Consider the following 11370-nt stretch of genomic DNA (forward strand, 5'->3'; position numbering starts at 1 on the left):
GGGTCAGCGGCATGGGGCTGCCTCCGGTTCGGGTGTCGCCGGGGCCGGGGCCAGGGGCTCCGTCAGGGCCTCCGCGCGGAGGGACGTCGCGCGGCGGAGTGCGGCGACCGCCGGGTCGTCCGCGTCGCCGTCCTCGCCGCGGGCGGCCGCCAGGACGTCGCCGACCGTCGTCAGGCCGCCCAGCTCGCCCCGTACCGACCGGCCCAGCACCTCGACGGCGCCCGCCGCGCGGGCCCGGTCGCGGCAGTGGAACGCCAGCTCGCACGCCGCCAGGCACTCCGGCGCGTACGCGTGCGGGACGGCCTCCACCGCCGCCGTCAGCTCCGCCGCCGAACACCCGGCCACGTCGAACGTGACGCCGTCCGGGACCGCCGCCGCGATGTCCTCAAGGCGCGTCAGCCGCGCGAGCTGCCGCCGTGTGACCGCGAGCTGCTTGCGTACGTCGACGACCGAACCCGTCGGCTGGTTCGAGAAGTCCTTCGGGCAGACCAGGACGACGGACGGGCTCACCTCCGCGCCGTCCGTCACCGCCGCCACCCGCTCCAGCGCCAGCACGTACACCGCGGACTGCCGGGCCGCGGCGCCCACCTTCGACGCGTCGGCCGAGCCGTCGATCATCGGGAACGACTTGATCTCGACGACCGTCCACCGCCCGTCCGGCCGCACCACCACCGCGTCCGGCTCCAGGTACACCGGCGACCCGGCCACCTCCAGCGCCAGCATCGGATGGTCCAGCAGCGACCAGCACCCGGCCGCCGTGGCCTCCCGCAGGGCCAGCGCCGTCCGCGCCGCACGCCCCTCGGGCCCGGCCGCCGCCAGGTCGGGCGTCCGCACCTCGCCCGGCTCCGCCGCGCCCAGCAGCCGTAGCAGCTCGGCGCCGCCGTCGGCCTTCACCTTCGCCTCGAAGGCGTTGCCGCGCATGAACGCGAACTGCGACTGCCCGTACCCCGATGGGGACCCCAGCGCCGACGCCAGCGCGGCCTTGTCGACCCCCGCCCCGTCCAGCAGGGCCCGGCGCCGGCAGCCCGGATTCGCGGCCAGCGCCGCCAGCGCGCGGGCGTCCAGCGGATGCGGCACCGCGGCTGGACCGCGCAGCTCGGCCAGCCTCGTCCGTAGCGTGGTCGGCGCAGTACGCGGAGCCGGAGGACGCGGTCCGCTGCCCAGGGAATCGCTCACCGCGGAAGTCTCGCATCCGCCACCGACAATCGGGGCCCGCTCGCGCCGGTTGCCCCCTTCAGGGGGCGGGAGGCCGCGTACGAGATGATGGAGAGGTACGTCGCTGCACCCGCCGTCGTGTGCACCCCCCGCGCGTCCCACGCCGCCCCCCGGCGTCCCGCGCGCCCCGCGTTTCTCGCGTGAACCCCCAGGAGTACGCCCCATGGCACCGCGCATCCTGCTCGCCCGGCACGGCCAGACCGAGTGGTCGCTGCTCGGCAGGCACACCGGCAGGACCGACATCCCGCTGCTCGACGAGGGCCGGCGGGGCGCGAAGCTCCTGGGGGAGCGGCTGCACCGCGGCCCCTGGGCGGGCCTGGACGGCTACGAGATCCGTACGAGCCCGCTGGTACGCGCGCGTGAGACCTGCGAACTGGCCGGCTTCGGCGACCGCGCCACGCCGTGGGACACGCTCATGGAGTTCGACTACGGCGCGTACGAGGGCATGACGCCCGCCGAGATCAAGGCGGGCCGCCCGGGCTGGCTCATCTGGCGCGACGGCGTCCCGGAGGGCGAGACCCTGGCGCAGGTGTCCGCGCGCGCGGACGAGGTCGTGGAGTGGGCGCGCTCGGCCGACCGGGACGTCCTGGTCTTCGCGCACGGCCACATCCTGCGCTCGATCGCCGCGCGCTGGCTGGGCGAGGACATCTCCTTCGCCGCCAGGATCTATCTGGCCCCGACCAGCCTCTCCCGCCTCGGCTGGGCCTACGGCGCCCCCGCCATCGAACGCTGGAACGACACCGGCCACCTGGAGCCCTGACCCTCCCCTCCCCGACCGGCCCCCCTGCGCGCGTGCGTCGGCCGCCCCTACGCGCGCGGTGTTCCGGTGTGGCGCTCCAGGAACAGGGCCACGGCCGGGGTCCCGCCGCGCGGACGCAGGGCGCGGGCCGTCTCGGCGAGCATCGCCTCGATACGGGTGGAGCGGACCTCGCCCAGGGCGTCCAGGACGCGGGCGCCGACCGCCGCCGCCTCCTCCGGGCAGCCGCCGCGGGCGAGATCGACCGCCAGCTGGGCGCGGTACAGGGCGAGGTTGCGGGCGAAGTGCGGGTCGTTGAGTGCGGAGGCCCGGCGGGCGTGCCGTACCGCGCGGGGGCCGTCGCCCAGCAGCGACCAGCACTGGGCCTCCAGGAACTCCAGCTCCGGCTCCCCGAAGAAGGACATCCACTCCGGGTCGGCGTCCGGCGCCGGCCCGCGCCCGAACAGCGTGTGCGCCCGGCCCAGCGCCTGCTCGCACGCCGCCCGGTCGCCGAGCCCCGCCCAGCCGCCCGCCTCCCGCAGCGCCAGCAGCGAGAGCAGCCGCGCCGACGACAGGTGCCGGGCCGCCTGCTGCCCGGCCTGCGCGGCCCGCACCGCCTCGCGGTACCGTCCGGCGTCCCTGGCCAGGAACGACGTGTTCGAGAACGCGTGCGCCTCCAGTGCCGCGTCGCCGCCCACGCGCGCGGTGGCGAGGGCTTCGGCGTAGTGCGAGCGGGCGTCCTCCAGGCGGCCCGAGTCGTGTGCCAGCCACCCCACGGACAGCGCCAGCTCGCCCGCGCCCGCGTGCAGCCGGTCGGCCGTGGACCCGCGGGCCGCCGTTCCCGCGTCGAGCAGCGCGTACGCGGTACGGAGCGGGCCCGCCGCCCTCCGGTAGAGCCCGTCCGCGCCGTACCGGTCGTCGAGCAGTCTGATCCGCCGTACGGCGTCCTCGACGGCCGACACCTCGGTCTCGCCGAACCGGCCGGCGACCCGGGGCGCCGGGATGGAGACGAGGGGCCCCGGCGCCATGCCGGCGCTCGCGGTGCCTCCGGCGCTCGCGGCGCTCGCGGCGTCGCCCCGGGTGCCGAGGCCCAGGGAGGCGGCGGCCACGGTCGCGGTGCCGCTCGTCATGAATGCGCGACGCAGCACGTCGCTCTCCTCATCGTTCCGGGTCCTGGTCGTGTTCGTGGGCGGTGGCGGCGCCGGCGCACCGTCCGAGGCCGCCGCTGCTGCCGCCGCCGTCGCGGCACGCGCCCCCCGCCCCCGTACGTGCTCCCGTGCGGCGAACCCCAGGTCCGTCAGCGAGAGCCCGGGGAACATGTGCAGGAAGACCCGCTCGTAGGCGTAGTTGGGGCAGCGGATCTCACCCGATTCCACGCGCCCGATGTAGCGGGCGTCGCAGGCCACCTGCTCCCCGATCTCCCGGGCCGCCCTGCGGACCGCGGCGGCGAACTCCGCCGCGGAGCGGTGTCCGCGCAGGCGGCGGAAGGCGAGATTCGGAACTGCCCGTGACGAGGCCATGGCGAGCCCTCTCCTGCGTGCTGCCGATGCTCCGGCGGAGCAAGAACGTACCTGCTGTGGCGCGGCACACACCCGGGGTTTGGCTACAAACGGGATATCTCACCCGCGATCCGCCATGAACCGCCACCCTTTGCGGCGGCGCGCCACCGTAGCTGTTGACGTCCCCGTCCGTTGAACCTTGTGGAGAGACACAACGTGTCTCCACTCGGGACTCGAGCGAGGAGGGGATCCCTTGTTGGAGGTAGGCATGGCGGCAGGCCCGCACACCCATGGTGAAGAACCCTGCGACCTGGTCACGGTCCCGGCCCGGCAGGGCCTGGAGGCGGTCGACATCCTGCGCCGGGCGGACGCCCCCGCCGTCGGACCGGTCCTGCACGACGACGCCAGCGACACCCTCGGCTTCCTCGTACCGCCGGGCACCGCGGCAGCCTGGGACGTCCCCGGCAGCGCCTGCACCCGCACCTCGGGCCGCGGCCTCCGCGTCCCGGCCGAGCCGCCGGTCGCGGGCAGCGGCTGGCTCCTGCCGCCCGCCGACACGGACCCGGTCACCGACCCCGCCCGGCTCCGCGAGGCCCTCGACGAGGCCACCCGCCTCATCCGGGCCGCCGACAACTGCCGCTGACCCCGAGGTCATCCACCCGGCCTCGCGCCGCAGCGCCGGATCTCCGCACGTCGGCCCCCGATAATGGGGAGATGGCGAGGAACAGGCAGCGGCGCGGCGCCGCACCCGAAGCGGTGGCCGAGGCCGTGGACGGCGGGCGGGCCGAGCTCGTGCCCGACCGGGAGCGGGCGCGGGCGTGGACGCTGCTGATCGACGGCGCCCCGCAGTCGCACGTCGATCTCGACGACCCCGCGTACCTCGACTTCGCCTACCAGCGGCGCCTCGGCCACGTCATCGACCTCGCGGCGCCGCCCGGGCGGCCTCTGCACGCCGTGCACCTCGGTGGCGGCGCGTTCACGCTCGCCCGGTACGTCGCGGCGACGCGGCCCCGGTCCACGCAGCAGGTCGTCGAGATCGACACGCCCCTCGTCCAGTTCGTCCGCCGTGTCCTGCCCCTCGACCCGGGCGCCCGCATACGGGTGCGCGGCGGCGACGCGCGTGCCGGACTCGGCAAGCTGCCGGACGGCTGGGCCGACCTCGTCCTCGCCGACGTCTTCAGCGGCGCCCGCACCCCCGCCCATCTCACCAGTACGGAGTTCCTCACCGACGTACGGCGGGTCCTGAAGCCGGGCGGTACGTACGCCGCGAACCTCGCCGACGGGCCGCCGCTGGCCCATCTGCGCGCCCAGATCGCCACCGCGGCCGCCGTCTTCCCCGAACTGGCCCTCGCCGCCGACCCGGTCGTGCTGCGCGGCCGCCGGTTCGGCAACGCCGTGCTCGTCGCCTCCGACGTCCCGCTGCCGGTCGCCGAGCTGACCCGGCGCGTCGCGTCCGACCCGCACCCCGGGCGGGTCGAACACGGCAGGGCGCTCGCCGACTTCACCGGCGGCGCCGCCGCGGTCACCGACGCGGACGCCGCGCCCTCGCCGGCGCCGCCGCCGTCCGCCTTCGATTAGGCCGTCCAGGCCCAGTCACACCGTTCGTTCGTCGATCTCGACGCGCGGTGCCGTGTCGTGCCACACGCAGAACACCGAGATCTCCCGGTCGTCCTTCGTGAACGTGACCCGGATCCAGGTGTCCTGCTTCCACACCTGCATCTGCCAGCCCGACGCGGGCGTCGCCGACACCAGCTCGGCCGACGTCTCCGCGATGTCGAACGCCACCCGGCCGCCGTCCACCGCGTAGCTCTTCACCGTGCCCGGCTGCGCGGAAGCGGAAGCGGCGGCGGAAGCAGAAGGGGGCGCCGTCGTCGGTGCCTTCGAGGGCGTACGGGTGCCGGGCGTCGGCCCCGACGGGGGCGGGGACGGCGACGGTGGCCGCGACGCCTCCGGTTCCGGGCGGTGCGTCGACGACGCCCGCGGCTCCGGGTCCGGCGCGGACGGGCCCGGCGCCGTGACCGGGCTGTCCGCCACGGACGTCAGCGGCAGGGCGGCCGGACGGTCGTACACCGTCCCGGACATCACCGTGTGCACGCCCCACCACGAGAGAGTGACCGCCGCGCCTGTGGCGAGCGACCACGCCATGGCATGAACGAGTCCTCTTCGCATCCGGGCCATAGTGCACCACCCGCCCACGGCGTCAACACCGGTCCCCCTCATTCCGCCGCATGGCGTACGGTGCCGCCCATGGCAAGTGTGCTCGTGGTCGAGGACGACCAGTTCGTGCGCTCCGCCCTCATCCGGCACCTGACCGAGGCCTCCCACACGGTACGGAGCGTCGGCACGGCCCTGGAGGCGCTGCGCGAGGTCGCCCATCTCCGGTTCGACGTCGTCATCCTGGACCTCGGTCTGCCCGATCTCGACGGGGCCGAGGCGCTGAAGATGCTGCGCGGTATCACCGACGTACCGGTGATCATCGCCACCGCGCGGGACGACGAGGCCGAGATCGTACGGCTCCTCAACGACGGTGCCGACGACTACCTCACCAAGCCGTTCTCGGTGGAGCACCTGTCGGCGCGGATGGCCGCCGTGCTGCGCCGGGCGCGGGGCGGCGGCTCCGGGGAGGCCGCGCCGAGCAGCGTCATCCGTGTCGGCGGGCTCGCCATCGACCCGCTGCGCCGCCAGGCCGAACTGGACGGGCGCCGTCTCGACCTGACGCGCCGCGAGTTCGACCTGCTGGCGTTCCTCGCCGGGCGCCCGGGTGTGGTCGTACCGCGCCGCGAACTGCTCGCCGAGGTGTGGCAGCAGGCGTACGGCGACGACCAGACCATCGACGTCCATCTGTCCTGGCTGCGCCGCAAACTGGGCGAGACGGCGGCCGAGCCCCGCTATGTGCACACGCTCAGGGGCGTCGGCGTGAAGCTGGAGCCTCCGCAGGAGCCCCCGCGGGAGCCCCTGTCATGAGATGGGCCCTCGTCAAGGTCGCGCTCGCGGTCACCGCGATGGTCGTCGTGGCCTTCGCCGTCCCGCTGGGCCTGGTCATCAAGGAGATGGCCCGCGACCGCGCCTTCGGCAACGCCGAGCGGCAGGCCGCCGCCATCGGCCCCACGCTGTCCATCACCACCGACCGCGCCGCCCTGGAGCGGGCCGTCGCCTCCACGCAGGCCGGCGCCGACGGCCGCATGGCCGTGCACATCCCGGCGCCGCCCGGCCAACCGGCCGCCCGGGCCCTGGAGATCGGCACGGGCCGGACCGGTGACGCCGACCTGGCGACCGTACGCCGCGTGCCGCGCGCGGCCGTCACGGAGGTCGAGGGCGGGTCTGTACTGCTCCAGCCGACCGCGCTCGGCACCGGCCAGATCGCGATCGTCGAGGTGTACGTCCCCGAGGGCGAGCTCACCAACGGGCTCGCCACGGCGTGGCTGATCCTCGCGGGCGTGGGCGTCGCCCTGATCGTCGGGTCCGTCGCCGTGGCCGACCGGCTCGGCGTCCGCATGGTGCTGCCCGCGCAGCGCCTCGCCCGCGCCGCCCGGGAGCTCGGCGAGGGCAGGCTGGGCGCGCGCGTACGGGAGGAGGGCCCGGCCGAGCTGAAGTCGGCGGCCGTCGCCTTCAACTCGATGGCCGACCAGGTCGTCCAGCTCCTCGCCAACGAGCGCGAGCTGGCCGCCGACCTGTCCCACCGGCTGCGCACCCCGCTCACGGTGCTGCGCCTGAACGCGGCGTCGCTGGGCGAGGGACCGGCCGCCGAGCAGACCCGGGCGGCCGTGGAGCAGCTGGAGCGGGAGGTCGACACGATCATCCGCACGGCCAGGGAGGCCAAGCCGCAGACGCAGGCGGCCGGTCCTGGCGCGGGCTGCGACGTCTCGGAGGTCGTCCGCGACCGGATGGCGTTCTGGTCGGCGCTCGCCGAGGACGAGGACCGCAGGGTACGGCTGGCCGGCGTCGACCGCCCTGTCCGTATCCCGGTGGCCCGCCCGGAGCTGGTCGCCGCGCTGGACGCGCTGCTGGGCAACGTCTTCCGGCACACGCCCGAGGGCACGGCCTTCTCGGTGGACGTCCACAACGGCGAGGACGCGGTGATCGTGCTGGTCTCGGACGCGGGCCCCGGCATCGCGGACCCCGAGGCCGCGCTCACCCGGGGCAACAGCGGCGGACGGGCGGGCTCGACGGGCCTCGGCCTGGACATCGTCCGCCGCGTCGCCGAGTCGACGGGCGGCGACGTACGCATCGGCCACTCCGTCCTGGGCGGCACGGAGGTCCGTGTCTGGCTCGCCCTGGACGGCCGCCGCCGCACGGGTACGGGAGGCCGCCGCAGCCACCGGGTGGGCCGCCGCAGGACCCGCACCCCGGTGGCCCCTTAACCGCTGCCGATGCGTTCCTTAAGCGGAGCCTAAGATCCTCAACTCCCGTCCGGAAGCGGCCGTTTGTCCGGTCCGGGCTCGCTAGCGTGCTGTCCGCTCGCTCCGGCCGTCACCCCACCCGGCCGGAGCGCGCGCTCCCGCTCACGCCCCCGGCAGCTCCGGGAGTACGCCGGTACGGGCCAGGTCCGCGTACCACCGGGCGCTCGCCTTGGGGGTGCGGGCCAGTGTGTCGTAGTCGACGTGGACCGCGCCGAACCGCTTCGCGTAGCCGTACGCCCACTCGAAGTTGTCCAGCAGGGACCACAGGAAGTAGCCGCGTACGTCGACGCCGCTGCCCACGGCGCGGTGCACGGCGTCCAGGTGGCTGTGCAGGTACGCGATCCGCTCCGGGTCGTGGACCGTGCCGTCGGGCGCGACCTCGTCGTCGAACGCGGCGCCGTTCTCCGTGATGAGCAGCGGCAGTTCCGGGTAGTCGCGGGCCATCCGCGTCAGCAGGTCGTACAGTCCTGACGCGTCCACGGACCAGCCCATCGCGGTGCGCTCGCCGGGCGGCTGGTGGAAGACCACGTCCTCGGCGCCCGCCCACGGCGAGAAGTCCCCGCCGCCGTGCCCTCCGTCGGACCCGCCGCCGCTCTCGCCGCGCGCGGCCGCGGACACGACGGTCGGCGTGTAGTAGTTGATGCCGACGTAGTCCAGCGGCTGGTGGGCGGTCGCGGTGTCGGCCGGCTGGACGAACGACCAGTCCGTGAGCCGCGCCGTGTCCGCCGCCAGATCCTCCGGGTACGCGCCGTCCAGCATGGGCCCGAGCCAGACGCGGTTGCCGACCGCGTCGATACGGCGGGCCGCCTCCAGGTCCTCGGGCGCGTCCGTCAGCGGCCGCACCTGGTGCAGGTTCAGCGACACGCCCACCTCCGCGCGCGGCGGCAGGGCGGCGCGCAGGGCCTGGACGGCCAGGCCGTGGCCGAGGTTCAGGTGGTGGGCGGCGCGGAGCGCGGCGACCGGGTCGGTGCGGCCAGGGGCGTGGTTCCCGGAGGCGTATCCGAGGAAGGCGCTGCACCAGGGCTCGTTGAGCGTGGTCCAGCGCTCGACGCGGTCGCCGAGCGCGCCGCCGACGATGGCCGCGTACTCGCCGAACCGCTCGGCCGTGCTCCGCTCCGGCCAGCCGCCCGCGTCCTCCAGCTCCTGCGGCAGGTCCCAGTGGTACAGCGTCAGGACGGGCCGGATGCCCGCGCCGAGCAGCTCGTCGACGAGCGCCCGGTAGAAGTCGAGCCCCTTCTGCACGGCCGGGCCGCGCCCGGTCGGCTGCACCCGCGACCAGGACACCGAGAACCGGTACGCGGACAGGCCCAGCTCCTTCATCAGCCGGACGTCGTCGCGGAACCGGTGGTAGTGGTCCACGGCCACATCCCCCGTGTGGCCCGCGAACACCTTGCCGGGGGTGTGGCTGAAGGTGTCCCAGATGGACGGCGTACGGCCGTCCTCGGCCGCCGCGCCCTCGATCTGGTACGCGGCGGTGGCGGCGCCCCAGAGGAATCCGGGCGGGAACTGGCGGGTCGCGGTGAGCGGCCTGGTTTCGGACGCGGTCATATGGGAGCGCTCCCAACGCGGTGAGGGGACGAGTACGGGAAACGGGACGGGAATCGTCGAGGGGGAGAAGGCGCGTCAGCTCTTGACCGCGCCCGACGTGATCCCGCCCACGATGTGCTTGCCGAGCACGGCGAAGACCACCAGGAGCGGCACGGTCGAGATCAGCGCACCGGTCAGCACGATGGCCTGGTTGATGGTGTGGTTGCCGGAGCCCAGGCCGGCCAGCGCCACCTGGAGGGTCGGATTCCCGTCCGGCGTCAGCGCGATGAACGGCCAGAAGAAGTCGTTCCACGCCTGGACGAAGATCAGCATGCCGAGCACGGCCATCGCGGGCCGCGCCACGGGGAACACCACGTGCCAGATGATCCGCAGACTGTGGGCGCCGTCCACGCGGGCGGCCTCGATCAGCTCGATCGGCAGCGCCTCCAGCAGGTACTGCCGCATGAAGAACACCCCGAAGGCGGCCACCAGCGACGGCAGCACCACCGACTGGAGCTGGTCGACCCAGCCCAGGTCGGTGATGATCCGGTAGAGCGGGATGACGCTGAGCTGCGGCGGGATCGTCATGGTGGCCACCACCAGGGCCAGCAGCACGTTGCGGCCGCGGAACGGCAGTTTGGCGAAGGCGAACCCGGCCAGCGTCGAGAACACGACGGTCGACGCGGCGACGATCCCCGCCACGACCGTGGTGTTGACCAGGGCCTCGCCCATGTCGACCTGGTTCCAGGCGAAGGTGAGGTTGTCGAACAGCCGCGGCCCCGGCAGCAGCGGCGCCGGCGCCTCGACGACCCGCTCACCCGTGTGCGAGGCGGCGACGAGGTTCCAGTAGAGCGGGAACAGGGACAGCAGTGCGGCCAGCCCGAGCAGTACGTACGTCACGGGCCCGGCGTGGTGCTGCCGCCCCGCCGTCTGCCTCAGCTTCATCCGCTTCAGCTTCATCTGCTTCGGCTTCATCGGGTCAGGCCCCCAGCTTCTTGCGGTTGACGCGGGCGACGAGCAGCCGCAGACCGCCGATGAGCAGCAGGAGCAGCAGCATCACCCAGGCGATCGCGGACGCCTGCCCGAGCGCGCCGGTCACCCAGCCCTTCTCGTACATCAGCAGGCTCAGCGTCTGGAACTGGTTGCCGCTGCCGCCGCTGACGCCCAGGCTGCCGCCGAACAGCATCGGCTCACCGAAGAGCTGGGTGGCGCCGATGGTCGACACGACGATGGTGAAGAGGATCGTCGGCCGGATCGACGGGATGGTGACGCTGATGAACTGCCGCCAGCGCGACGCCCCGTCGAGCGCGGCCGCCTCGTACAGGTCCTGCGGAACGGCCTGCATCGCGGCGAGGTAGATGAGCGCGTTGTAGCCGGTCCAGCGCCAGGTCACGATCACCGAGATGGCGATCTGCGCGGGCCACTTGGAGGACTCCCAGTCGACCGGCTCGAACCCGACCCAGCCCAGGACGGTGTTGATCAGCCCGTAGTCGCTGTTGAAGAGCTGCGCGAAGACGAGCGTCGCGGCGGCGATGGAGGTCGCGTACGGCGCGAGGACGGCGACCCGGAAGAAGCCGCGGCCGCGCAGCTTGTAGTTGAGCAGATGCGCGAGGCCCAGGGCCATCAGCAACTGCGGGACGGTGGAGATGACCCCGATGGTGAAGGTGTTGGCGAGCGCGTTCCAGAAGAAGTCGCTGTCCCCCAGGGCCGTGTAGTTGTCGAAGCCGCGCCACTCGGCCTCGCCGCCCAGCTCGACCCGGTGGAGGGAGAGCCAGCCCGTGTAGATCAGCGGGAAGAGCCCGAACGCCGCGAAGCAGAGGAAGAACGGCGCGACGAACGCGTACGGCGTCGCCTTGAGGTCCCAGCGGTAGAGCCTGCTGCGCCAGCCGGCGGGCGCCGGGTCCGGCCGGGGTTTCCGGGGTGCGGAGGGCGGAGGCGGGGAGGGCGGCGGGCTGCCGCCGCCCGCCGCCCGGACGGAGGTGGCCACGAGGGG

11 protein-coding genes are annotated in these 11370 nt (G+C 74.3%); 5 read left to right on the forward strand and 6 right to left on the reverse strand.

Features of this window, described 5'->3' with window-relative positions; translation table 11 throughout:
• Positions 1–3 precede the first annotated feature (3 nt).
• Complete coding sequence (locus HTZ82_RS07355; protein WP_175408481.1) at positions 4–1176, reverse strand: hypothetical protein; 1173 nt, start codon at positions 1174–1176, stop codon at positions 4–6.
• A 202-nt stretch (positions 1177–1378) separates the two neighbouring features.
• Here HTZ82_RS07355 and HTZ82_RS07360 point away from each other — a divergent pair, with 202 nt between their 5' ends.
• A complete protein-coding gene (locus HTZ82_RS07360; RefSeq protein ID WP_175408482.1) occupies positions 1379–1975 on the forward strand; it encodes a histidine phosphatase family protein in 597 nt (198 codons plus the stop codon).
• A 47-nt stretch (positions 1976–2022) separates the two neighbouring features.
• Here HTZ82_RS07360 and HTZ82_RS07365 read toward each other — a convergent pair whose 3' ends face one another.
• Positions 2023–3471 carry a tetratricopeptide repeat protein gene (locus tag HTZ82_RS07365; RefSeq protein WP_175408483.1) on the reverse strand — a complete coding sequence of 483 codons (1449 nt, stop codon included), beginning with the start codon at positions 3469–3471 and terminating at the stop codon, positions 2023–2025.
• 247 nt (positions 3472–3718) lie between these two features.
• Here HTZ82_RS07365 and HTZ82_RS07370 point away from each other — a divergent pair, with 247 nt between their 5' ends.
• Positions 3719–4093, forward strand: coding sequence for a hypothetical protein (locus HTZ82_RS07370; protein WP_175408490.1), 375 nt, complete (start codon positions 3719–3721; stop codon positions 4091–4093).
• A gap of 71 nt (positions 4094–4164) precedes the next feature.
• On the forward strand, positions 4165–5028 hold the full coding sequence (locus tag HTZ82_RS07375) for a spermidine synthase (protein WP_175408484.1): 864 nt from the start codon (positions 4165–4167) through the stop codon (positions 5026–5028).
• Between the two features lie 15 nt (positions 5029–5043).
• Here the strand turns inward: HTZ82_RS07375 and HTZ82_RS07380 are convergent, their stop codons facing one another.
• Positions 5044–5628, reverse strand: a complete 585-nt coding sequence (locus HTZ82_RS07380; protein WP_175408485.1) for a hypothetical protein — start codon at positions 5626–5628, stop codon at positions 5044–5046.
• 69 nt (positions 5629–5697) lie between these two features.
• Here HTZ82_RS07380 and HTZ82_RS07385 point away from each other — a divergent pair, with 69 nt between their 5' ends.
• On the forward strand, positions 5698–6414 hold the full coding sequence (locus HTZ82_RS07385) for a response regulator transcription factor (RefSeq protein WP_175408486.1): 717 nt from the start codon (positions 5698–5700) through the stop codon (positions 6412–6414).
• A complete protein-coding gene (locus HTZ82_RS07390) occupies positions 6411–7811 on the forward strand; it encodes a HAMP domain-containing sensor histidine kinase (protein WP_175408487.1) in 1401 nt (466 codons plus the stop codon). The genes HTZ82_RS07385 and HTZ82_RS07390 overlap by 4 nt, the downstream gene beginning before the upstream one ends.
• 141 nt (positions 7812–7952) lie before the next feature.
• On the opposite strand, the gene HTZ82_RS07395 is transcribed toward HTZ82_RS07390, so the two are convergent.
• The 3 genes from HTZ82_RS07395 to HTZ82_RS07405 all read right to left on the reverse strand — a co-directional run bounded on the left by HTZ82_RS07395 (position 7953) and on the right by HTZ82_RS07405 (position 11364).
• Positions 7953–9398 (reverse strand): glycoside hydrolase family 1 protein, encoded by a 1446-nt coding sequence (locus HTZ82_RS07395; protein WP_175408488.1) that lies wholly within the window; start codon positions 9396–9398, stop codon positions 7953–7955.
• Positions 9399–9473: 75 nt separating this feature from the next.
• Positions 9474–10352 carry a carbohydrate ABC transporter permease gene (locus HTZ82_RS07400; RefSeq protein ID WP_175408489.1) on the reverse strand — a complete coding sequence of 293 codons (879 nt, stop codon included), beginning with the start codon at positions 10350–10352 and terminating at the stop codon, positions 9474–9476.
• Positions 10353–10356: 4 nt separating this feature from the next.
• The gene (locus HTZ82_RS07405; RefSeq protein ID WP_175408491.1) at positions 10357–11364 is read right to left on the reverse strand and encodes a carbohydrate ABC transporter permease; all 1008 of its coding nucleotides are present in this window, start codon (positions 11362–11364) and stop codon (positions 10357–10359) included.
• Between the last annotated feature and the right edge of the window lie 6 nt (positions 11365–11370).

It is taken from the genome of Streptomyces sp. TRM64462 (assembly GCF_013362995.1).
GTDB lineage: Bacteria > Actinomycetota > Actinomycetes > Streptomycetales > Streptomycetaceae > Streptomyces.

Bases quoted from the DNA above. Each gene is read 5' to 3' on its own strand.
- HTZ82_RS07375 (WP_175408484.1), top strand. From the start codon at position 4,165: ATGGCGAGGAACAGGCAGCGGCGCGGCGCCGCACCCGAAGCGGTGGCC.
- HTZ82_RS07400 (WP_175408489.1), bottom strand. From the start codon at position 10,352: ATGAAGCCGAAGCAGATGAAGCTGAAGCGGATGAAGCTGAGGCAGACG.
- HTZ82_RS07370 (WP_175408490.1), top strand. From the start codon at position 3,719: ATGGCGGCAGGCCCGCACACCCATGGTGAAGAACCCTGCGACCTGGTC.
- HTZ82_RS07390 (WP_175408487.1), top strand. From the start codon at position 6,411: ATGAGATGGGCCCTCGTCAAGGTCGCGCTCGCGGTCACCGCGATGGTC.
- HTZ82_RS07365 (WP_175408483.1), bottom strand. From the start codon at position 3,471: ATGGCCTCGTCACGGGCAGTTCCGAATCTCGCCTTCCGCCGCCTGCGC.
- HTZ82_RS07360 (WP_175408482.1), top strand. From the start codon at position 1,379: ATGGCACCGCGCATCCTGCTCGCCCGGCACGGCCAGACCGAGTGGTCG.
- HTZ82_RS07380 (WP_175408485.1), bottom strand. From the start codon at position 5,628: ATGGCCCGGATGCGAAGAGGACTCGTTCATGCCATGGCGTGGTCGCTC.
- HTZ82_RS07395 (WP_175408488.1), bottom strand. From the start codon at position 9,398: ATGACCGCGTCCGAAACCAGGCCGCTCACCGCGACCCGCCAGTTCCCG.
- HTZ82_RS07385 (WP_175408486.1), top strand. From the start codon at position 5,698: ATGGCAAGTGTGCTCGTGGTCGAGGACGACCAGTTCGTGCGCTCCGCC.